At 71.3% G+C, this 23,279-nt stretch carries 13 protein-coding genes; 6 read left to right on the forward strand and 7 right to left on the reverse strand.

All coding sequences use genetic code 11. The annotated features are described in order from the left end of the window. The first annotated feature begins 13 nt into the window (after nucleotides 1-13). From OG568_RS57080 to OG568_RS57090, 3 genes are read left to right on the forward strand one after another with little or no spacing between them, the layout of a single operon-like run. Entirely contained in the window at nucleotides 14-5,503 is a 5,490-nt protein-coding gene (locus OG568_RS57080) for a type I polyketide synthase (RefSeq protein ID WP_329537863.1), read from the forward strand. A 34-nt stretch (nucleotides 5,504-5,537) separates the two neighbouring features. Next, complete coding sequence (locus tag OG568_RS57085; RefSeq protein ID WP_329537864.1) at nucleotides 5,538-8,795, forward strand: type I polyketide synthase; 3,258 nt, start codon at nucleotides 5,538-5,540, stop codon at nucleotides 8,793-8,795. 13 nt (nucleotides 8,796-8,808) lie between these two features. Then, complete coding sequence (locus OG568_RS57090) at nucleotides 8,809-9,558, forward strand: thioesterase II family protein (protein ID WP_329537866.1); 750 nt, start codon at nucleotides 8,809-8,811, stop codon at nucleotides 9,556-9,558. Here the strand turns inward: OG568_RS57090 and OG568_RS57095 are convergent. Continuing rightward, complete coding sequence (locus OG568_RS57095) at nucleotides 9,472-10,134, reverse strand: TetR/AcrR family transcriptional regulator (RefSeq protein ID WP_329537867.1); 663 nt, start codon at nucleotides 10,132-10,134, stop codon at nucleotides 9,472-9,474. The two genes, OG568_RS57090 and OG568_RS57095, sit on opposite strands and share 87 nt — an antisense overlap. 187 nt (nucleotides 10,135-10,321) lie before the next feature. Between OG568_RS57095 and OG568_RS57100 the strand changes: the two genes are divergently transcribed. Continuing rightward, the gene (locus tag OG568_RS57100) at nucleotides 10,322-11,830 is read left to right on the forward strand and encodes an MFS transporter (protein WP_329537868.1); all 1,509 of its coding nucleotides are present in this window, start codon (nucleotides 10,322-10,324) and stop codon (nucleotides 11,828-11,830) included. A gap of 88 nt (nucleotides 11,831-11,918) precedes the next feature. Here OG568_RS57100 and OG568_RS57105 read toward each other — a convergent pair whose 3' ends face one another. From OG568_RS57105 to OG568_RS57130, 6 genes are read right to left on the reverse strand one after another with little or no spacing between them, the layout of a single operon-like run. Further along, the gene (locus tag OG568_RS57105; RefSeq protein WP_329537869.1) at nucleotides 11,919-16,811 is read right to left on the reverse strand and encodes a type I polyketide synthase; all 4,893 of its coding nucleotides are present in this window, start codon (nucleotides 16,809-16,811) and stop codon (nucleotides 11,919-11,921) included. Then, on the reverse strand, nucleotides 16,808-17,506 hold the full coding sequence (locus OG568_RS57110) for an O-methyltransferase (RefSeq protein WP_329537870.1): 699 nt from the start codon (nucleotides 17,504-17,506) through the stop codon (nucleotides 16,808-16,810). The genes OG568_RS57105 and OG568_RS57110 overlap by 4 nt, the downstream gene beginning before the upstream one ends. Nucleotide 17,507: 1 nt before the next feature. After that, nucleotides 17,508-18,584 carry an HAD-IIIC family phosphatase gene (locus OG568_RS57115; RefSeq protein WP_329537871.1) on the reverse strand — a complete coding sequence of 359 codons (1,077 nt, stop codon included), beginning with the start codon at nucleotides 18,582-18,584 and terminating at the stop codon, nucleotides 17,508-17,510. Then, on the reverse strand, nucleotides 18,581-19,699 hold the full coding sequence (locus OG568_RS57120; protein WP_329537872.1) for an acyl-CoA dehydrogenase family protein: 1,119 nt from the start codon (nucleotides 19,697-19,699) through the stop codon (nucleotides 18,581-18,583). Before OG568_RS57120 ends, OG568_RS57115 begins: the two co-directional genes overlap by 4 nt. After that, a complete protein-coding gene (locus OG568_RS57125) occupies nucleotides 19,692-19,961 on the reverse strand; it encodes an acyl carrier protein (protein ID WP_266592789.1) in 270 nt (89 codons plus the stop codon). The genes OG568_RS57120 and OG568_RS57125 overlap by 8 nt, the downstream gene beginning before the upstream one ends. Next, entirely contained in the window at nucleotides 19,958-20,812 is an 855-nt protein-coding gene (locus OG568_RS57130) for a 3-hydroxyacyl-CoA dehydrogenase family protein (RefSeq protein WP_266592787.1), read from the reverse strand. Before OG568_RS57130 ends, OG568_RS57125 begins: the two co-directional genes overlap by 4 nt. A gap of 678 nt (nucleotides 20,813-21,490) precedes the next feature. Here OG568_RS57130 and OG568_RS57135 point away from each other — a divergent pair. Further along, the gene (locus tag OG568_RS57135; RefSeq protein WP_329537874.1) at nucleotides 21,491-22,561 is read left to right on the forward strand and encodes a ScyD/ScyE family protein; all 1,071 of its coding nucleotides are present in this window, start codon (nucleotides 21,491-21,493) and stop codon (nucleotides 22,559-22,561) included. Nucleotides 22,562-22,705: 144 nt separating this feature from the next. Next, nucleotides 22,706-23,275, forward strand: a complete 570-nt coding sequence (locus OG568_RS57140) for a carboxymuconolactone decarboxylase family protein (RefSeq protein ID WP_329537875.1) — start codon at nucleotides 22,706-22,708, stop codon at nucleotides 23,273-23,275. The last annotated feature ends 4 nt before the right edge of the window (nucleotides 23,276-23,279 follow it).

The following is a 23,279-nucleotide window of genomic DNA, read 5'->3' on the forward strand; positions in this document are numbered from 1 at the left end:
TAAGGACGGAATCATGACAGCTTCGACAGAGCGGGTCGTTGCGGCACTGCGCTCCTCGCTGAAGGAGAACGAGCGGCTGCGCCTGGAGAACCAGCAGCTGGCCGAGGCCGCGCACGAGCCGGTCGCGATCGTCGGTATGGCGTGCCGGTTCCCCGGCGGGGTGGACACCCCGGACGCCCTGTGGGATCTGGTGGCCCAGGGCCGGGACGCGGTCGGCGAGTTCCCCGCGGACCGTGGCTGGAACGTCGATTCCCTCTACGACCCCACCGGCCGGACCCCCGGCACGAGTTACGTGGACGTCGGCGGGTTCCTGCACACGGCGGGGGATTTCGACGCGGAGTTCTTCGGGATCTCGCCGCGTGAGGCGCTGGCGATGGACCCGCAGCAGAGGCTGCTGCTCGAGACGTCGTGGGAGGCGCTGGAGTCGGCGGGTGTCGATCCGTCGTCGTTGCGGGGCGACCGCACCGGCGTCTACGTCGGCGGCCAGGCGACGGACTACGGCTCGCGCGACAACGACGTCGCCGAGAGCATGCGCGGTTATCTGATCACCGGCCTCGCCCCCTCCGTGCTGTCCGGGCGTATCTCGTACACGCTGGGTCTCGAGGGTCCGGCCGTGTCGGTGGACACGGCGTGCTCCTCGTCGCTGGTGGCCCTGCATCTCGCGGTGCAGGCGCTGCGCCGGGGTGAGTGCGACCGGGCGCTGGCCGGCGGGGCGACGGTGATGGCGAGCCCGATCGCCTTCGTCGAGTTCAGCCGTCAGCGCGGGATGGCCGCGGACGGCCGGTGCAAGGCGTTCGCGGACGCCGCCGATGGAGCCGGCTGGGCCGAGGGCGTGGGTGTCCTGGTGCTGGAGCGGCTCTCGGAGGCGCGGCGCCAAGGGCATCGGGTGCTGGCGGTGGTGCGTGGCTCGGCGGTGAATCAGGACGGTGCGAGCAACGGTCTGACGGCGCCGAACGGTCCCTCGCAGCAGCGGGTGATCCGGCAGGCGTGGGCGGATGCGGGTGTGTCGGGTGCCGAGGTCGACGCTGTGGAGGCGCACGGTACCGGCACCGCGCTGGGTGATCCGATCGAGGCACAGGCCCTGCTGGACACCTACGGGCAGCAGCACGCTTCCGACGAGCCGTTGTGGCTGGGGTCGTTGAAGTCGAATATCGGGCATGCGCAGGCTGCCGCGGGTGTGGGCGGGATCATCAAGATGGTGCAGGCGTTGCGGTATGGGGTGTTGCCGCGGACGCTGCATGTGGATGCGCCGTCGTCGAAGGTGGACTGGTCTTCGGGTGCGGTGGAGTTGTTGACCGAGGCGCGGTCGTGGCCGCGGGTGGAGCGGCCGCGGCGGGCGGCGGTGTCGTCGTTCGGTATCAGTGGCACCAACGCGCACGTCATCCTGGAGCAGGCCCCCGAAACCCCCGAGGCCGAGGCGGGGGAGCGGCCGGGGCTGGTGCCGTGGGTCGTGACCGGCCGGACCGAGGCCGCGTTGCGCGCCCAGGCGGGCCGGCTGGCTGAGTTCGTGGACGCACGCCCAGAGCTGGAGCCCGCTGCGGTGGCGTCCACGCTGGCTGCGGGGCGTGCCCACCTCGAACACCGGGCCGTGGTGCTCGGCGACGACCGCCCCTCCCTCCTGCGGGGACTCGAGCAGTTGGCGGACGGTGTGCCCGCGCCCGGACTGGTCCGGGGTGTGACAGCCGGTCAGGACACCGGCTCGTCGTGGGCGGTGTTGTTCTCGGGTCAGGGTGCTCAGCGGGCTGGGATGGGCCGGGAGTTGTATGAGGCGTTTCCGGTGTTCGCGGGGTCGGTGGATGAGTCGTGTGCGGTGTTGGACGGGTTGTTGGGGTTGTCGGTGCGGGAGGTGATGTTCGCCGGCGCGGGTGTTGATGGCGTGGGTGCTGATGCTGCGGGTGTTGGTGTGGTGGGTGGTCTGCTGGATCGGACGGTGTTTACGCAGGCGGGTCTGTTTGTGTTCGAGGTGGCTTTGTTCCGGTTGTTGGAGCGGGCTGGGGTGCGGGTGGATGTGCTGGTGGGGCATTCGGTGGGGGAGATCGCGGCGGCGCATGTGGCGGGGGTGTTGTCGTTGGCGGATGCGTGTGTGCTGGTGGCGGCGCGGGGTCGGTTGATGCAGGCGTTGCCGGTGGGTGGGGCGATGGTGGCGGTGCGGGCGGCGGAGGCGGATGTGCTGCCGTTGTTGGTGGGGCGTGAGGGTGAGGTGTCGGTCGCTGCGGTGAACGGGCCGGGGGCGACGGTGATTTCGGGTGTGGAGGGGGTGGTGGAGGAGGTCGCCGCTGTGCTGGCCGGGCAGGGGTGCAAGACGAAGCGGTTGCGGGTCAGTCATGCGTTCCACTCGCCGTTGATGGAGCCGATGCTGGACGACTTCGCCGAGGTGGTGGCTGGGTTGTCGTTCGCCGAGCCGCGGATTCCGATCGTGTCGACGGTGAGTGGTGAGGTCGGTACTCAGTGGACGGATCCGTCCTATTGGGTGCGGCAGGTGCGTTCGCCGGTCCGGTTCGCGGACGCGGTGCGTGCCCTGGCGGGTGAAGGGGTGACGGGCACCATTGAGGTGGGTCCGGATGCGGTGCTGACGCCGATGGCCGAGCCTTCGGCGGGTGAGGGCGTGCGGCTGGTGGCGTTGCAGCGCCGCGACCGCACCGACACGGCGGCTCTGCTGGCCGGACTCGGTGAACTGTGGGCGAACGGCACCGACATCGACTGGACCGCACTGATCGACAGCCGGGCCACCGCCGAACTCCCCACCTACGCCTTCCAGCACCAGCGCTACTGGTACGTGCCCCGCAACTCCGCCAAGGGGGTGGCCGAGGCCGGACTGACAGCCCTCGAGCACCCCCTGCTCGGCGCGGTCGTCCCATTGGCGACCGGCCAGGGTTGGACGTTCACCGCGACGCTCGGATCGGGCGCGCAGCCCTGGCTCGCCGATCACGCGGCGTCGGGTACGGCGGTCGTGCCGGGAACCGCGTTCCTGGAACTGGTCAGGGCCGCCGGCGAACACTGCGGCGCGGACCGGGTCGAGGAGTTGACCCTCGAGGTCCCGCTGGCGATACCCGAATCCGGCGAGGTCCGGATCCAATGCGCGGTCGACTCCGAGTACCGGGTCACCGTTCACGCCCAGGCCGGCGGCGAGGACCCCTGGACCCGGCACGCTTCGGGCCGGCTGCGTCCCGCCTCGGGCAGCGGGGCGGCCGCGGCACCCGATCTGAGGGTCTGGCCCCCCACCGGAGCGGTCCCGGTAGACCTCGACGAACTCCAGGACCGCCTGTCGGACAGCGGATTCTCCTACGGGCCCGCCTTCCAGGGCCTGCGCGCGGCCTGGCGCAAGGGCGCCGAGCTGTATGTGGAGGCCGGGCTGCCCGACGAACTGCACGGCACGGCGGGCGAGTTCGGCCTCCATCCCGCACTGCTCGACGCGGCGCTGCGGCCCGCGGGCCTCGGGGCGCTCGAGGGCCGGGAAGGCCTGCCGTTCGTATGGAGCGGCGTGGAGCTGAACGGCGGGGGTGCGACAGAGCTGCGCGCCCGCTTCACCTCCGCCCGGGACAACGCCGTAGCCGTGGACCTGGCCGACGGCTCCGGGACACCGCTGGGGTCCGTCGAATCGCTCGCCCTGCGCGCCGTGACCCTGGACCACCTCGCGGGCCCGCGGCTCGACTCCCTCTACCGGCTGGACTGGATCCCCGCACCGCACAGCGGTACCACGGCGCCCGAACGAGAGTGGGCGGTGCTCGACGACGACCCGCTCGCCGAACACCTGGGCGAGCGGGCCCGCACCTATCCCGACCTGGACAGCCTTCGCACGGCACTGCGCTCCGGCGACCCGGTGCCCGACGTGGTCACGGTCGTCCTGAACACGGCGGGCGCGATCAGCTCTCTGCTGGGGGACACGCTGGCCCTGGCCCAGGAGTTCCTCGCCGAGGAGCGGCTCGGCTCCGCGACGCTGGCGGCCGTGCTGTGCGGGGACGGACCGCGACAGGCCGCGGTCTGCGCGCTGTTGCGCTCGGCCCAGCAGGAGCACCCGGGACGCTTCACGGTGCTGGAGGCGCACGGCCACGACGGGGCCGGGGCGCCGCCCCGGGTCCTCGCCGGCGCGCTGCGCGAGGCGCTCGGCAGCGGGGAGCCGTGGTCCGCGGTGCGTGATGCCGAGGCCCTGGTGCCGCGCCTGGTCCGGGCCCCCGCGCACACACCGGAACCGGACTCCGTCTCCTACGATCCGGACGGAACGACCCTGATCACCGGCGGCACCGGATCGCTCGGCGCCCTGTTCGCCCGTCACCTGGTGGCCACGCACGGCGTGCGAAAACTGCTGCTTGTCAGCCGGGGCGGCGAACAGGCCGACGGAGCACCCGAGTTGAGGGACGAACTGACGGCGCTCGGCGCCGAGGTGACCCTGGCCGCCTGCGACGTCTCGGACCGTGCCGCCCTGGCCCGGCTCCTTGACGGCGTACCGGACCTGACGGCCGTGGTGCACACGGCGGGCGTCGTGGACGACTGCGGCTTCACGTCCCTGACCGCCGACCGGATCGACAGCGTGCTGCGGGCCAAGGCCGACGGCGCACTGCATCTGCACGAGCTGACGCAGGACCGTCCGCTCTCGGCGTTCGTTCTCTTCTCGTCCGCGGCCGGTGTACTGGGCGGCGGAGGACAGGGCAACTACGCCGCCGCGAACGCCGTTCTCGACGCACTCGCCCGCGAGCGGCGCGCGGCCGGTCTGCCCGCCACCTCGCTGGCCTGGGGCTGGTGGGAGCAGGACGGTGGCATGACCGGCGGCCTCTCGCAGACCGATGTGCAGCGACTGACCAGGTCGGGCATGCTGCCCCTCGCGCCGGCCGAGGGCTGCGCGCTGTTCGACGCCGCCCTGCAGCGCTCCGAGCCCGTCCTGGTACCGGCCCGGCTCGATCTGCGGCGGCTGCGGGAGACGGCCGGCTCGGCGTCGTTCCCGAGTGTGCTGCGGGCCCTGGCCCCGGCACCGAAGCGCGCCGCGGGCCCCGGACCCGATGCGGTCCAGGCACGGCTCAAGAACCTGTCGGGGGACGAGCGGTCCGACGCGCTGCTGATCCTCGTGACCGAACACGTCGCGACGGTGCTCGGGCACACCCCGGCAGCCGTGGAGCCGGGCCGCGGATTCCTGGACCTCGGATTCGACTCGCTGACCGCCATGGAACTGCGCAACCGTCTCGGCGAGGTGACGGGGCTGCGGCTGCCCGCCACCCTGATCTTCGACTACCCGAGCCCGCTCGCTCTCGCCCGGTACCTGGACGCGGAGCTGGGCCCGGACTCCATCGACGGGATGCAGGACGTCCACGCCGGTATCGACTCGCTGGCGCTGCTGCTCGCGTCCGCCACTCCCAGTGAGACGGACCGGGGCCATGTCGTGGCCCGGCTGCGCGCGCTGTGGGCCGAGTGGAATCCCGGCTCCGGTGACGCCCTCGACCACCAGGACGTGGCGGACGCGAGCGCGGACGAGCTGCTCGAACTACTCGACGACGAGCTCGGACAATTCTGAGTCCCGGCTCGCTGACCTACTTGGCGGGGAACCCATGGCTGATGACCGGAAACTGATCGACTACCTCAAGCGCGCCACGCTCGACCTGCGTGAGGCGAAGCGCCGTATCGACCAACTCGAGGAGGAGCGGCGCGAACCGATCGCCATCGTCGGCATGGCGTGCCGCTACCCCGGAGGCGTCGCGTCCCCGGAGGAGTTGTGGCACCTCGTCGACGATGGCGTCGACGCCGTCTCGGACTTCCCCGAGGAGCGCGGCTGGAACCCGTCCGAGCTCTACGACCCCGACCCGGACGCCGTCGGCAGGACGACGTCCACCCGGGGCGGCTTCCTGCACCGGGCCCACCACTTCGACCCGGGCTTCTTCGGGATCTCGCCGCGTGAGGCGCTGGCGATGGACCCGCAGCAGAGGCTGCTGCTCGAGACGTCGTGGGAGGCCCTGGAGAGCGCCGGAGTCCTGCCCGACTCGCTGCGGGGCAGCCCGACGGGCGCGTACCTGGGCGTCATGTACAACGACTACGGCACTCGCCTGAATCCCGCCCCGGACGGCTTCGAAGGACACCTGGCCAACGGCAGCGCGCCCAGCATGGCGTCGGGCCGGGTCGCGTACACGCTGGGCCTTGAGGGTCCGGCGGTCACGGTGGACACGGCGTGCTCCTCGTCGCTGGTGGCCCTGCACCTCGCCGCCCAGGCCCTGCGCCGTGGGGAATGCACCATGGCGCTGGCCGGCGGCGTGACGGTGATGGCGAGCCCGATCGCCTTCGTCGAGTTCAGCCGTCAGCGGGGGCTGGCCGTGGACGGTCGGTGCAAGGCGTTCGCGGAGGCGGCCGACGGCACGGGCTGGGCCGAGGGTGTGGGTGTCCTGGTGCTGGAGCGGCTCTCGGAGGCGCGGCGGCTCGGTCATCGGGTGCTGGCGGTGGTCCGCGGCTCCGCGGTGAATCAGGACGGCGCCTCCAGTGGCCTGACGGCGCCGAACGGTCCCTCGCAGCAGCGGGTGATCCGGCAGGCGTGGGCGGATGCGGGTGTGTCGGGTGCCGAGGTGGACGCTGTGGAGGCGCACGGCACCGGCACCGCGTTGGGTGATCCGATCGAGGCGCAGGCGTTGTTGGCGACGTATGGGCAGGGCCGGGATGTGGATCGGCCGTTGTGGCTGGGGTCGTTGAAGTCGAATATCGGGCATGCGCAGGCTGCCGCGGGTGTGGGCGGGATCATCAAGATGGTGCAGGCGTTGCGGTATGGGGTGTTGCCGCGGACGCTGCATGTGGATGCGCCGTCGTCGAAGGTGGACTGGTCTTCGGGTGCGGTGGAGTTGTTGACCGAGGCGCGGTCGTGGCCGCGGGTGGACCGGCCGCGGCGGGCGGCGGTGTCGTCGTTCGGTATCAGTGGCACCAACGCGCACGTGATCTTGGAGGAGGCCCCCGAAGCCCCCGAAGTCCCCGAGGCTGCTGAGGCTGAGGTGGGGGAGCGGTCGGGGTTGGTGCCGTGGGTGGTGTCGGGCCGGACTGAGGCGGCGATGCGCGCCCAGGCGGGTCGGCTGGCTGATTTCGTGGACGCACGCCCAGAGCTGGAGCCCGCCGCAGTGGGCCGGGCGCTGGACACGACACGTACCGCCTTCGAGCGCCGCGCGGTGGTGTGGGGCAGGAAGCCGGATGAACTCCTGGCCGGACTGACGGCCCTGACCGACCAGAAGAAGGCCACGAACCTGGTCCAGGGCGCGGTGCGTCCGCAGGGCGCCATAGCCGCGCTGTTTTCGGGTCAGGGTGCTCAGCGGGCTGGGATGGGCCGGGAGTTGTATGAGGCGTTTCCGGTGTTCGCGGGGTCGGTGGATGAGTCGTGTGCGGTGTTGGACGGGTTGTTGGAAGTGTCGGTGCGGGAGGTGATGTTCGCCGGCGCGGGTGTTGATGGCGTGGGTGTTGATGGGGTGGGTGGTCTGCTGGATCGGACGGTGTGTACGCAGGCGGGTCTGTTTGTGTTCGAGGTGGCTTTGTTCCGGTTGTTGGAGCGGGCCGGGGTGCGGGTGGATGTGCTGGTGGGGCATTCGGTGGGGGAGATCGCGGCGGCGCATGTGGCGGGGGTGTTGTCGTTGGCGGATGCGTGTGTGCTGGTGGCGGCGCGGGGTCGGTTGATGCAGGCGTTGCCGGTGGGTGGGGCGATGGTGGCGGTGCGGGCGGCGGAGGCGGATGTGCTGCCGTTGTTGGTGGGGCGTGAGGGTGAGGTGTCGGTCGCTGCGGTGAACGGGCCGGGGGCGACGGTGATTTCGGGTGTGGAGGGGGTGGTGGAGGAGGTCGCCGCTGTGCTGGCCGGGCAGGGGTGCAAGACGAAGCGGTTGCGGGTCAGTCATGCGTTCCATTCGCCGTTGATGGAGCCGATGCTGGACGACTTCGCCGCGGTGGTGGCCGGGTTGTCGTTCGCCGAGCCGCGGATTCCGATCGTGTCGACGGTGTCAGGTCAGGCGGATGAGGACTTCACCGACCCGTCCTATTGGGTGCGGCAGGTGCGTTCGCCGGTCCGGTTCGCGGACGCGGTGCGTGCCCTGGCGGGTGAAGGCGTGACGGGCACCATTGAGGTGGGGCCTGACGCGGTGCTGACCCCGATGGCCGAGCCTTCGGCGGGTGAGGGCGTGCGGCTGGTGGCGTTGCAGCGCCGCGACCGCACCGACACGGCGGCCCTGCTGGCCGGACTCGGTGAACTGTGGGCGAACGGCACCGACATCGACTGGAACACCCTGATCGACAGCCGGGCCACCGCCGAACTGCCCACCTACGCCTTCCAGCACCAGCCGTACTGGCTCGACGAGGTCGCCGCCACCTCGGTCGTCGGCGAGACGGCGGAGGCCTTCTGGGCGGCGGCGCGCGTGGGCGATGCCACCGCCGCGGCCGCCGCACTGCACCTTTCCGCCGAGTCCTCGCTCGCGGACATCGTCACCGCCCTGGCGGCCGAGTCGGCTGCGGCGCCGTCCCTCGAGGCGACCGGGACACCCGGTGCGCCGCAGGACACGGCGGACCCCGCGGCCCTGCTGAAGGAACGGCTCGCGAACGCGCCGGACGAGGAGTGGCACGGCATCGTGCTCGACATCGTGCGGTCCGAGGCCGCCGCCGTCCTCGCGCTGCCCGGGGCCGAGGACCTCGACACACAGGCGGAACTCCTCGACCTCGGCTTCTCCTCGCTCATGGCCGTCGAACTGCGCAACCAGCTGGGCGCGATCACCGGTATCTCGGTGCCGCCGACCCTGGTCTACGACTACCCCTCCACCCACGACGTCGCGACCTTCCTGTGCGACGCGCTCGCCGCCTGACAAGGAGCACCTCGTGACGACGAACACCGTGCAGCAGTCGCCCTGGATCCGGCGCTTCCGAGAAGCGCCGCAGGCCTCGGTCCGGCTGGTCTGCCTCCCGCATGCCGGCGGCTCCGCGACCTTCTTCTTCCCGCTCGCGGAGGAGCTCACCCCGCAGGTCGAGGTGATCGCGATCCAGTACCCCGGCCGTCAGGACCGGTACCGGGAACCCTGCGTGAACGACATGACGGAACTGGTGGAACAGTCGCTGGAGGCGCTGCTGCCGTGGACCGACCGGCCGTTGGCGCTGCTCGGGCACAGCATGGGCGCGACCGTCGCCTTCGAGGTGGCCCGGCGCATGGAGGCCAAGGGCATCGTGCCGCGGGGCCTGCTGGCGTCCGGCCGCCGGGCGCCCACCTGCGCTCCGGGCACCGGCATCGCCGCACTGGACGACCACTCCCTGCTCGCCGAACTCGAGTTGCTGCACGGGACGGACGCGCGGCTCTTCGAGGACGAGGAGCTGCTGGGCATGGTCATGCCGGCGATCCGCAGCGACTACGAAGCGCTGGAGGGCTACCGCTACCAGCCGGGTCCCGCGCTGACCTGCCCGGTCGTCGCACTGACCGGCGACAACGACCGCAGGGTGAGCCTGGACCAGGCCCGCGCCTGGTCCGACGTGGCCGACACCGCCTTCGACCTACGGGTGTTCGGCGGCGGGCACTTCTTCCTCGGCGAGCACACCGCCGAGGTCGCCGACGTGGTCAGGGGCGTGCTCGGGTGCTGACCCCACCGGCGGATCGATCAGGGAGCAGGCGATGTTCAGTGCCGCGCTGATCAGCTCGTCCCCGCCGCCCTCCGAGCGCTCGGCCTCGTCACCCGCCATGTGCAGGGCGGCGATGGCGAGGCGTACCCGCAAGGAGGCGGCGGGGTCGCTCACGCCGCCGGTCAGCACGCCCGGACCTGTCAGCAGATCGAAGAGCGTGATGATGTGCCCGCGCACCTCGGCCGCGAGCGGTTGCTCCTGCAGCGAGGGTTCGTTCTCCTGCAGCAGCCGGGCCGCGGCCGTGATGCCGTTCGCCGTCAGATCGGCGTACCGGCGCAGCAGTTCACGCCGGGTCCCGGGTCCCTCGGGCTGCTGCTTGCCCCAGTCGATGAGCTCGGCGACCGAGGTCGAGAAGTCGCCGAGGACGGCGGCGAGGATCTCTTCCTTGGACTTGTAGTGGTAGTAGAGGGCGGCCTTCGTGATGTTCAGCTTCTCCGCGATCATGCGCAGCGACGTGCCCTCGTAGCCGTACTCGGCGAAGAGCTGAAGCGCGACGCGCTGTGCGCGCTCACGCGTATCGGTACGTCGGCCAGCCATGGAAGTCCTTCCTTCGCCCTCATTGCGCCCAAAGCCTACGGTTCGGCGTCGCCGAGGATGCGTCTCACTTCATTACTTGCCGATCGGCAGGCAATGGGCTACGTTGTCGATGTCTTCAACTTTACCTGCCGACAGGTAATGAATGTGGGGTTCCGGCCCCCCGATCCCGAGAAGGTGTCTTTCCGCGATGACCAAGACCGACAACGCAGCGGGGGGCGCGGCGGCTGTCGACCCCGCCCGGCTGCATGCCCGCCGGTGGTGGGGGCTGGCAGCCATCGCACTCTCCCAGTTAATGATCACCCTGGACACGACGATCGTGACCATCGCGCTGCCCTCCGCGCAGCAGGACCTCGGCATGTCCGACGCGAACCGGCAGTGGGTGGTGACGGCGTACACCCTGGCCTTCGGCGGACTGCTGCTGCTCGGCGGCCGCATCGCCGACCGCATGGGCCGCAAGCGCACACTCGTCACCGGCGTCATCGGATTCGCGATCGTGTCGGGCATCGGCGGTATGGCCCAGTCCGGCTGGATGCTGATCGGCGCACGCGCCGGGCAGGGCGTGTTCGCGGCCCTGCTCGCCCCCTCGACCCTGGCGCTGCTGGTGGCGATGTTCCCCGAGCAGGCGGAGCGCGCCAAGGCCATCGGCATCTACACCGCCGTACTGACCGCGGGCGGCGGACTCGGCCTGGTCGGCGGCGGCCTGATCACCAGTTACCTGGACTGGCGCTGGTGCATGTACGTCAACATCCCGATCGCCGTACTCGCCACGTTCGGCGCGATCTCCACGCTGCCCGACCCGCCCGGCAGGGCGGACGCGAAGATGGACGTCTTCGGCGCCGTCACCGGCTGTGGCGGTATCGCGGCCCTGGTCTACGGGTTCTCCGAGGCCGGCGAGCGCGGCTGGGGCGCCGACCGGGTCGGTGTCTCGCTGGGCCTGGCCGCCATCCTGCTCATCGTGTTCGTGGTCCTGCAGGCCCGGCTGCGCAGCCCGCTGCTCCCGCTGCGGATCGTGACCGACCGCAACCGGGGCATGGCGTTCGGCACCGTCGCCCTGGCCACGCTGGGCCTGTTCGGCGTGTTCCTGTTCCTCACCTACCAGCTCCAGACCGTGATGGGCTACTCCGCGGTCAAGACCGGCGTGGCACTGCTCCCGCTGGTCGCGATGAACGTCACCGGCGCGACCCAGATCTCCAGCCGGCTGCTGCCCAAGCTGCCGCCCCGGCTGCTGATCGTGCCCGGACTGCTCGCGGCGGCCGCCTCGCTCGCCATCCTCACCCAGCTCACCCCCGACAGCTCCTACGCCGCGGTGATCCTGCCGGCCGAGATGCTGCTCGGGCTCGGCATCGGCACCCTGTTCGTGCCGACCGTGGCGGTGGCCACCAGCGGAGTCGACCCGCAGGACGGCGGCGTCGCCTCCGCGACCGTCAACACCGCCCAGCAGGTGGGCGCTTCGATCGGCACCGCGCTGCTCAACACGATCGCGGCCAGCGCCACCGCCACCTACCTGGCCGACCACCACGGCGGCAGCACCCTGCGCGACGCCACCGTCCACGGCTACTCCGTCGCCGCGACCTGGGCGTTGGGCATCATGCTGGGCACCGCGCTGCTGGTGGCGGTCTTCATCAACGCCGACCCCCGCAAGCCCGCGGCCCCCAATGCGTCGGCCGAACCCGCCGACGCCCTGGCCAAGAAGTAGGACCGTGGGTGGACCTCAGCGCGACAGCACAGTGCCCGGCCGGGAGAACCCGGCCGGGCACTGTCCTTGTTGCCGCACCGCGACCCGGTCAGTCAGCGGTGCGCAACGCCATCTCGATCAGCTCGTCGGCGTCCATGGACTCGAAGCCGGACGTGCCCGGCACCGATTCCGCGGGCGCCGTGCCCCGGCCCTGTGCGAGCCTGCGCAACTGCTCGAGGAGGTTCGAACTCTCCAGCCGCTCCCGTGGAATGGCCGCCAGCAGGGTGCGGATCTCCTCGTCCGGCCCGCCGGTGTCGTCCGCGCCGAACAGCTCCGTGTGCAGGAACCGGGCCACCGCCCTGGACGTGGGATGGTCGAAGACCAGGGTCGTGGGCAGCCGCAGCCCGCTGATCCGGCGCAGCCGGTTGCGCAGCTCCACCGCGGTGAGCGAGTCGAAGCCGAGGTCCTTGAACGCCTGCCCCGGTGCGATCCCCTCCGGGCCCGCGTGCCCCAGCGTGGCCGCCGCCTGCACCCGTACGAGCTCCAGGAGCCTGCGTTCCCGGGCGGCCGAGGACAGCCCCGCCAGCTCGGTACGCAGGGAGGTGTCGTCGCTGTCGGCCGCGTTGTCTGCTTCCAGCACCAGCCGGACCTCGTCGATGTCCTCGATCAGCGGACGCGCACGAGCCATGGTGAAGCCGGGCACGAACAGCGACCAGTCCATGTTGCTGACGGTCAGCGACGTCTCCTGGTGCTCGACCGCCTGCCACAGCGCGGTCAGCGCCAACTCCGGGGACATCTCGAGGAGTCCGCGGCGCCGGAAGTGCTCCTCGAAGGAGTCGTCGGCGGCCATGCCCTCCCCGGCCCAGGCGCCCCACGCCACCGAGGTGGCCGGCAGGCCCTGGGCCCGCAGCCGCTCGGCCCAGGAGTCGAGGAAGCTGTTCGCCGCCGCGTAGCCCGCCTGATTGCCGCTGCCCCAGGTCGCCGAGATCGACGAGAACAGCACGAACGCGTCGAGCCCGGCCCCGTCGACCAGTTCGGCCAGGTTGACGGCGCCCGCCACCTTGGCGGCGACGACATCGGACCAGGTGCTCACGTCGGCCTCGGACAGTGGGCTCCACTCGCCCACTCCCGCGGCGTGCACCACGGTGCGCACCACCGAGCCGTCGGCGGTGAGCCCGGACACCAGGTCCGCCACCGCCGCGCGGTCGGCCACGTCGCAGGCGGCGACCGTCACCCGCGCGCCGAGCGCCTCGAGTTCGGCGCACAGCGCCTGCGCGGACGGTGTGCCAGGGCCCCGGCGACTGGTCAGCACCACATGCTCGGCCCCGTCGGCGACGAGCCTGCGGGCCACATGGCCGCCGAGCGCGCCGGTGCCCCCGGTGATCAGCGCGATACCGCGCGCACGCCACGGCCTGCCCGGCGTGCGCCCGGCCAGCGGTGCCCTGACAAGGCGTCGCACGAACGTGCCCGAGGGGCACACCGCCACCTGGTCCTCACCTCCGCCCAGCGCCTCGGCCAGCCGTCGCCCGGTCTCCTCGGTGACCGGTCCCGCGACATCGATCAGACCACCCCACCGGTCCGGATGCTCCAGGCCGACGACCCGGCCCAGACCCCAGACCTGGGCCTGCGCCGGCGCGGCCGGCCCCTCGGACGGGCCGGACCCGCCGGGCCCGTCGGCGCTCATCGCACCGAACGTCAGGCACCACAGCGGCGCCGTGACTTTCATATCGCCCAGCTCCTGCACCAGGGCCGCGGTCGCCGCGAGCCCCGCGGACACTCCCGGCACCCGGCCGTAGGGACGCTTGTCGAGGGCGAGCAGCGACAGCACACCGGCCGCCGACTCCGCGCCGTCGGGCAGCACACCGCCCCGCTCGACGGCGGCCGAGTCCACCACGATCCGGACGGGCCGCGCACCGTGTGCGGTCAGCGCCCGCTCGGCGATCAGCGTCAGCGCGTCCTCCTCGTAGCCCAGCGGGACCACCAGCGGCCACACGCCGGACAGGCGCGGGGGTGCGGTCTGTGCCGCGGCGGGACGCCAGGTCACCCGGTAACGCCACGAGTCGACGACCGAGTCCTCCTGCTGTCGCTCCCGCCAGGACCGCAGCGCCGGTACGACCGTGTCCAGGGCGCTTTCGTCGAGCCCCAGGGCCCGGGACAGGACCGGCAGGTCGGCGCGGTCCACCGCCGTCCAGAACGAGGCGTCGCCCTCCGGCGCACGATGCGACGGCGGCTCGACCCAGTGCCGCCGCCGCTGGAAACCGTAGGTGGGCAGCTCGACGTGTCCGCCGTCTGCGTCCTGGTGTCCCTCGTGCACCGTGCGCCAGTCGGGGGACACCCCGTGGACATGGGCCTGCGCCACGGACAGCAGGAACCGGTCCCAGCCGCCCGCGGCGCGCCGCAAGGTGTCCACGACGACGACCTCCGCGTCCGCGTCCTCGGCGGTCTCCCGTACCGAGTTCGTCAGCACCGGATGCGGACTGACCTCGATGAACGTCCGGTGCCCCGCGTCCAGCAGCGAGCGCACCGTGCGCTCGAACTCCACCGGCCGGCGGATGTTCTCGTACCAGTACGCGGCATCGACCCGCTCCGTCTCCAACAGGCCGCCGCGCACGGTCGAGTAGAAGGGGACGGTCAGTGGCCGGGGGCTGATCGGCGCCAGCTCCTCGAGCAGCTCCCGCTCGAAGGGGTCCACCTGGGGCGAGTGACCGGCGACGTCCGCACCGGGGATCTGCCACCGGCGCGCACCCTCCGCCGACAGCTTCGCCCCCAGTTCGGCCAGCGCCCCGGGGTCCCCGGACACCGTGACGGTCGCGGGACCGTTCACCGCGGCCACGCCGATGCTCTCGCTCCAGGGCTCGATCCAGGCACGCACCTGCTCGGCCGGCGCCATCACCGACAGCATCGCGCCCTGCCCGGCCAGCCGCCGCCACAGCTTGCTGCGTACGGCGACGACCCGGGCGGCGTCCTCCAGGCTGAGCCCGCCCGCCACATGGGCGGCGGCGACCTCGCCCTGCGAATGCCCCACCACGGCGGCGGGCTCCACACCGTAGGAGCGCCACAGCCGGGCCAGCGACACGATCACCGTGAACAGCACCGGCTGGGCCACGTCCACCCGGTCCATCGAGGGCGCGCCCTCGGCCTCGGTGAGGACGTCCAGGACGGACCAGTCGAGGAAGGCGGACAGGGCCTGGTCGCACTCGAGCACCGAGGCCCGGAACGTCTCGGACTGCCCCAGGAGTTCCGCGCCCATGCGGGGCCACTGCGCCCCCTGGCCGGGGAAGACGAAGACGGGAGCGCCGCTCGTGGCGACGCTGCCCGTCGCGAGGCAGGGCAGTGGACGGTCCTCGGCCAGCGCGTCGAGCCCTGCCATCAGCTCGTCCCGGTCGCCCGCCACGACGACGGCGCGGTGGTCGAGGGCCGCACGGGTCGTCGTCGAGGGGAGTGCGAGAGCGGCCGGACCCAGGTCAGGACGTCCGGCCAGATGATCCCGCCAGCGCACGGCCTGAACCCGTAGCGCGGCCGCGTCGGTGCCGGACAGCGCCACCGGGACGTGCCGCCCGCGGGCGGCGGCCCCGTCCACCGCGGCGCGGGGCTCCTCGGTCCGCACCGGCTCGGGCGGCGCCTCCTCCAGGATCACGTGCGCGTTCGTACCGCTGATGCCGAACGAGGAGACCCCGGCCCGGCGCACCCGGTCACCGGCCGGCCAGGGCACGGGATCGGTCAGCAGCCGCACCCCGCCCGAGGACCAGTCGACGTGCCCGGTCGGCTCCGTCACATGCAGCGTTCGGGGCAGCACACCGTGCCGCAGGGCCAGCACCATCTTGATCACCGAGCCGACCCCGGCCGCCGCCTGGGTGTGCCCGATGTTCGACTTCAGCGAACCCAGCCACAGCGGCCGGTCCGCGGGGCGCCCCTGCCCGTACGTCGCCAGCAGGGCCTGCGCCTCGATGGGATCGCCCAGCGAGGTGCCCGTACCGTGCGCGTCGACGGCGTCGACCTGGTCCGCGGTGAGCCGGGCGCTGTCCAGCGCCTGCCGGATCACCCGCTGCTGCGCCGGGCCGCTCGGTGCGCTCAGCCCGTTGCTGGCGCCGTCCTGATTGGCGGCCGAGCCGCGCAGGACGGCCACGACGGGATGCCCGAGCTCACGCGCCACCGACAGCCGCTCGACCAGCAGGACACCGATGCCCTCGCTCGAGTTCGTGCCGTCGGCGTCCGCGGAGAACGACTTGCACCTGGCACTGGTGGAGAGCACCCGCTGCCGGCTCAGCTCGACGAAGCAGCCGGGCGAGGACATCACCGTCACGCCGCCGACCAGCGCCATCGTGCACTCGCCGCGGCGCAGCGCCTGAGCGGCCAGATGCAGGGACACCAGTGACGACGAGCACGCCGTGTCGATCGTCATGGCCGGGCCCTCGAGCCCCAGGAAGTAGGAGACCCGGCCCGAGGCCACACTGGCCGCGTTGCCCGTGGCCCGGTGCCCCTCGACGTCCGGTGCCGCCTCGTACAGACGTGGACCGTACTCCTGCGCGATGACACCGAAATAGACGCCGGTCCGCGTGCCCTTCAGCGCGTACGGGTCGATGCCGGCCCGCTCGATCGCCTCCCAGGACGCCTCCAGGAGCAGGCGCTGCTGCGGGTCCATCGCACCCGCCTCGCGCGGGGACACCCCGAAGAACGCGGCGTCGAACGCGCCGGCGTCGTCGAGGAACCCGCCCTCGCGCACATAACTCCTGCCGGACGCCGACGCGTCCGGGTCGTACAGACCCGCCAGGTCCCAGCCGCGGTCGGCCGGGAAGGCGGAGATCGCGTCGGTGCCGTCCTCCAGCAGCTGCCAGAGATCCTCCGGCGAGCTGACACCGCCCGGAAAGCGGCAGGACATGGAGACGATCGCGATGGGCTCGCTCTCCCTGGCCTCCACCGCCTCGAGCTCGGAGCGGGTGCGGCGCAGATCCGCCGTCGCCCGCTTCAGATAGTCGCGCAGCTTCTCCTCGGCGGCGGTCATGGCCGGTCCTCCTCACTCGGGCCGCCCGCGCCGGACCTCTTGCGGGCGAGGGTGATGCCGTCGAACAGCGGGAGCAGTGACAGATCCACCCGGTCGTCGTCCAGCAGGGCCTGGTTCAGCTCACGGATGGCGACCGTGTCCGCGTCCTGCGCCGCGGGGTCGATCACCCGCCCGAAGAAGAGCGTGTTGTCCAGCACGATCAGTCCGCCCGGGCGCAGCAGGTCCAGGGCCGCCTCGTAGTACGCCGCGTACTGGGCCTTGTCCGCGTCCACGAAGGCGAGGTCGAAGCTCTCGGGCCCCTCCTCGGCCCGGAGCTTGGCCAGGGTCTCCCGGGCGTCGCCGACCCGCAGGTCGATACGGTCGGCCACATGCGCCTCACGCCAGAACGGGGCGCCGATGCTCGGCCACTTCTCGCTGATGTCCATGGTCACGAGGCGGCCGTGCGGCGGCAGCGCCCGAGCCATCGACAGACTGCTGTAGCCGGTGAAGGTGCCGATGTCGAGCACCCGGCTCGCCCCGGTCAGACCCACGAGCAGGGCCAGGAACTGGCCCTGCTCCGGCGTGACCTGCAGGGCCAGCGCCGCGGGGAGCCCGGAGGTCTCCGCGCGCAGCCGGCGCAGGATGTCGTCCTCACGCAGCGAACTGCGTCGTACGTACTCAAGGAGCGCGGGGGTGCTCTCGAGCTGCTGGGCCATGTCAGGCTCCTTTTGCCACGAGGTCCGGTGCGACGAGCCGCAGGGTGGTGGGCGCACCCTTGTCGGTGGGTTTGAGGTGCAGTCGCTGGATGCCCTCACCGTCCGCCGCGAAGGGCACGTCCTGCGTGCAGCCGCAGGTCTCGCTGGTGAATCCGGCGAACCGGTAGGCGATCTCCATCATCCGGTTGCGGTCGGTCCTGCGGAAATCCGCGGTCAGATGGACACCGGCGCGTGCGGCCTCGCTCTCCAGCCAGTTGAGCAGGACCGTGCCGGCCCCGAAGGAGACCACCCGGCACGACGTGGCGAGCAGCTTCAGGCGCCAGACGGCGGGGTGCTTCTCCAGCAGGATGATGCCGACCGCGCCGTGCGGACCGAAACGGTCGGTGAGCGTGGTCACCAGCACTTCGTGGTCGTCGTCGGCGAGCAGGGCGCGCAGTGCCGCGTCGGAGTAGTGGACGCCGGTGGCGTTCATCTGGCTGGTGCGCAGGGTCAGTTCCTCGACCCTGGACAGCTCCTCCTCGCCCGCCCGGCCGATGCGCATGACGAGGTCGAGCGAGCGCAGGAACTCCTCGTCCGGGCCGGTGAACTCGGCCCGCCGCGCATCCCTTTCGAACCCCGCCCGGTACATCAGCCGGCGCCGGCGCGAGTCGACCGTCACCCGCTCGGGACTGAACTCGGGCAGCGCCGTCAGTTCGTCCGCCTGCGAGGCGTCGTAGCAGCGCACGTCCGGCAGATGGAAGGTGACCTCCGCGCGTTCGGCGGGCTGGTCGTCGATGAACGCGATGGTGCCGAGCGCGAAGTTCAGCCGCTCGGCGATCTCCTTGACCGACTGCGACTTGGGCCCCCAGCCGATCATCGGCAGGACGAAGTACTCGGCGACGCCCAGCTCCTCGAGCCGCCGCCACGCCAGGTCGTGATCGTTCTTGCTCGACACCGACTGAAGGATGCCGCGGGAGTCCAGCTCCCGTACGGTCTCCAGGACGCCGGGCAGCGGTGCGACCTCGCCGTCCTCCAGCAGCGTGCCGTTCCACAACGTGTTGTCCAGGTCCCAGACCAGGCACTTCACCAAGGTCGTCATGCCCACTCCGCCACTGCATGGTCGGCCAGGATCAACTGGCATATCTCGTTGGTGCCTTCGATGATCTCCATCAGCTTCGCGTCCCGGTACGCGCGCGCGGCCACCGCGCCGTCCTCGGCGCCCGCGGACGCCAGCAGCTGTACGGTCGTCGCGGACGCCCGTGCGGCGTGCGTGGCGCCGATGTGCTTGGCGGCCACGGCCTTGACGAACATCTCGGGCGCCCCTTCGTCGCGGGCCCGGCTCGCCTCGGCACAGGCCTGCGTGGCAATCTGCTCGGCCACCACCAGATCCGCCAAGTGCCCTGCCACCAGCTGGTGTTCGGCCAGCTTCCGGCCGAACTGACGCCGGGAGGTGGTGTGTCGCGCGGCGGCCCGCAGACAGGCGCGCAGGATGCCGACGCACCCCCAGGCCACCGAGATCCGGCCGTACGTCAAAGCCGCCGTCACCAGCATCGGCAGGGACTGGCCAGGACCGCCCAGGACATGGTCGGCCGGGACCCTGGCCGCGCGGAACTCGATGTTCGCGTGGCCCGCCGCCCGGCAGCCGAGCGGGTCGGCCACCGGTTCGACGCGGACACCGGGGGTGTCGCGGGGGACGACGACGGCGGCGGCTCCGTCCCCGTACCGGCCGAACACGACGAGGAGATCCGCGTAACGGCCCACGGTGATCCACTTCTTGCGGCCGTCGATGACGACGTGCTCGCCCTCGGCGCGGATCGTCGTGGTGATGCCGTTCAGGTCGCTGCCCGCGTCCGGTTCGCTGAACGCGACGGCGGCCAGTTCACCGCTGGTCAGCCGGGGCAGCAGGGCGCTGCGCTGGCTCGCGGTGCCCAGGCGCTGAATGCTCCAGGCCGCCATGCCCTGCGAGGTCATGACGCTGCGCAGGGAACTGCACAGGCTGCCCACGTGGGCGGTGAACTCGCCGCCCGCCGAACTGCTCAGGCCGTGCCCGCCGTACTCGCGCGGCACCTCGGCGCACAGCACGCCGGAGGCGCTGCACTTCCTGAGCAGATCGTCGGGGAGCAGCCCGGCCCGGTCCCATGCGCCGGCCTGGTCGCCGACGAGGTCGGTGACGGTCTTGGACAGTTCGTCCGTGAGATCGGCTGTATCACTCATCGCTGCCGCCCGCTCCCCGCAGCCGACTGACCAGAGCGGTCATCGTGCGCACCGTACGGAAGTTGTCGATCATGAGGTCGGGTCCGGCGATGGTGATCGCGAAGGTCTTCTCCAGATGCACCACGAGTTCCATGGCGAACAGGGAGGAGACTCCGCCGGTGGCGAAGAGGTCGATGTCGGGCTCCCACGACCTCTTCGTCCTTTCTTGCAGAAAGGCCTGAATGGATTCTTCGACCGTGACGGCGTTGGACGAGGTAGTCATGACAGGGGTTCTCCGTACTCGTAGAAACCGCGACCGCTCTTGCGGCCGTGGTGGCCGGTCCGTGCCTTTTCGAGGAGCAGATCGCAGGGACGGCACCCCTCGTCCCCGGTGCGCTCGTGCAGCACCCACAGGGAGTCGACGAGGTTGTCGATCCCGATCAGGTCGGCGGTGCGCAGCGGCCCCGTACGGTGACCGAGGCAGCCCTGCATGAGCGCGTCGACCGCTTCGGCGCTCGCCGTGCCCTCCTGCACGACACGGGCGGCGTCATTGATCATGGGATGCAGGACGCGGCTCGTCACGAAGCCCGGGGCGTCGTTGACGACCACCGGCTCCTTGCCGAGCGCGGTGAGCACGCCGCGCACTCCGGCGAGCGTGGCGTCACTGGTGCGCCGGCCCCGGATGACCTCCACCGTCTTGATGAGGTAGGCCGGATTCATGAAGTGGGTGCCGATCAGATCCTGCGGGTGCGCCACCGCATCGGCCATCTCGTCGATGGGGAACGACGAGGTGTTGGTCACCAGCACCGTGCCGGGCTCCACCAGGCCGGACACCTCGGCGAGCACCTTGGCCTTGACGTCGGCGAGTTCGGTGACCGCCTCGATCACGGCGGTGCTGCCGGCCACTTCGTCGAGCGTCACGCTCGTGGTGAGCCGGCCGGGCGTGTGCCCCTGGGGCAGTTCGCCCATCATCTGGGCCATGCGCAGTTGTTGCCGAATCCTGGCCTGTGCCTCGTCGAGCCTGGCCTGGTCGACGTCGACCAGCAGGACCGGAACTCCGTGCCCCAGCGCCAATGTGGTCACGCCGGTGCCCATGACACCGGCACCGAGCACAGAAAGTCGAATGCCTTCCACCGAGCCTCCGCAGCGTTTGTCGAGGTACCCGTCCGACCGCGCGGAAAGACGACGGGAATTACCACATCGCCCTTGAGCGAATCGGTGCTGAATGAGAAAGTGCCACGATCGTTTGCGATCCTCGCGATTCGTTGACGTGGAAACCAGCCCCTACCCCCCCTACGAATCCCCTAGTACTCCACCCGGAATTTCACGTTCCCGCAGGTCAGCGGCGCTGCGGAAGGCGCCTTGAAAGGGCGGGTCGTCAACTGTGGCAAGCCTTCCGGCCGCGCCCACCGGGCGGCATGCCGGCGCGCGGGTTCAAGGCGGCCCCGCGGCCGACGGCGAGCTGCGCGAAGTCCAGCCGGAGTACCAGGAGGCGGGTGCCCAGCCCTGAACGCCTGAGCAGGGGTGGAGAGTTGCTAGAGCGCTGCTCTACGGGACTTTCAGAGCCACCTGCGGATTTCTTGGGTTCGGGCTCAGTCCTCACCTGCGTACAGGCCCACAGGGCCCCGATTTCTCTCTGTGCGACCGGTGTGCAAGCGCGGAATCTCCGATGTTGCACACTGCGATGCGGCCAACTCCCGCGTCTATCGTGCCGATTGCATTCACCCCTGACGGCGGGGGCGGGCCACATTGAGGAGAGTCATGTCTGGTGCAAGAAAGTCTTGGGCGGGGGCCTTTTTGGCGATGGCAGTCGTGAGCACCGTCACGGCGACTGCGATACCGAGCCAGGCCGCGTCCGCCACGGCGAGTGCCGTGGTCGTGGCGAACGGTCTGCACAACCCGCGCGACGTCCAGATCCAGGCCGACGGATCGGTCCTGGTCGTGGAGGCGGGCAGCGGCCCGGCCACCCCGTGCCCGCCGCCGGCGGAAGTCGGACGCAACCGGTGCCTCGGTTTCAGCGGATCCCTCTACCGGGTCGCGGGCTCCAAGAAGGGCCGTGTGGTCACCGGTCTGCCCTCCGAGCAGATCAACCAGAACTACGGCACCAGCGTGCTCACCCGCATCGGCGGGCCGGTCCAGGCCGAGGCCGCGGGCGACGGCACGTACCGCATCAGTTACGGCCTGAGCGGTCTGCCCTCGGACCGTGAGGCGCTCGGCGCGGGCAGCGGTCCGCTCGGCACCCTGAGCACCACCGACGGCAAGGTGCTGGGCGACCTGGCCGTGCACGAGCTCGAGCACAACCCCGACGCCGGGAACCCCGGGACCACCGAGGTCTTCTCCAACCCCTGGGGCTTCGCCAAGGACGGCCGGGACTTCCTGGCCACCGACGCCGGTGCCAACGACCTGATCCGGATCCACTCCGACGGCAGCACCGAGACCGTCTTCGCCTTCCCCACCAACACGCGGCCGACCGACAACGCCGCCCTGCAGGCGGTGCCGACCGGCGTCGTGCGCGGCCGCGACGGCGCGTTCTACATCGCCGACATGAGTGGCATGTACCAGGGCCTCAGCCGCATCTGGCGCTATGTCCCCGGCAGCACGCCGACCGTCTTCGCCACCGGCCTGACGGACGTCATCGACCTCGCGGTGGCCCCGGGCGGCGACCTGATCGCCCTGTCGTACGGCTCCGGCCCCTCGACCGACCCGGGCCCGGGCACGCTGACCCGGATCAACGCACACACGGGCGCCACCACCCCGATCGCGACCGACACCCCGCTGACGGAGCCCACGGGCCTGGCCGTCAACGCGAAGGGTGACATCTACGTCACCAGCAACACGCTGAGCACCACCGACGGCGAGCTGCTGAAGTTCCCGGCCACCTGACCGGGTTCACCAGCCACGAAGCACGCCACGCCCGCCGCCGGTCAGGCGGGCGTTCCGTCGGCGCACGGATGGTTGTCACACTCGTGCGCCCGGCGGTGTCTTCATGCCAAACAGGCCGCAAGGCCCCTGAAAAAGGAGAACACCATGGCACCGCGTATCCCCAAGGCCGAGCTTCCCGTCGAGATGAAGGAGGCTCTGGTCAAGCAGCTCGGCTCCGTACCCGAGCCCGTCGAGGTGGTTTTCAACAACCCCGCCGTCGCCACCTCCAACCTGGAGTTCTCGGCGAAGGCCGCTGCGTGGGACGCGGTCGACGAGGGCCTCAAGACGTTCGCGCACATGGCCGTGGCGGCCCAGGTCGGCTGCAGTTGGTGCCTGGACATCAACTACTTCGCCGCACTGAACCAGAACCTCGACCTGGAGAAGGCCAGCCAGGTGCCCAACTGGCGTGACTCCGACGCGTTCACCCCGCTGGAGCGCGAGGTGATGGAGTACTCCGAGGCCATGACGAACACCCCGCCGACCGTCACCGACGAGCTGTCGGCGAGCCTGCTCAAGCAGCTCGGCCCGGCGGGCCTGGTCGAGCTCACCGTGTTCGTCGGCTTCGCCAACCTGTCGACCCGGGTCAACACCGCGCACGGGATCACGTCGCAGGGTTACTCCGAGGCGTGCCAGATCCCGTTGGCCAAGCGCCCTCAGACGTCGGGTGCTGCCTGACAAC

Origin of the sequence: Streptomyces sp. NBC_01450, from assembly GCF_036227505.1 — a bacterium.
Taxonomy (GTDB): Bacteria; Actinomycetota; Actinomycetes; order Streptomycetales; family Streptomycetaceae; genus Streptomyces.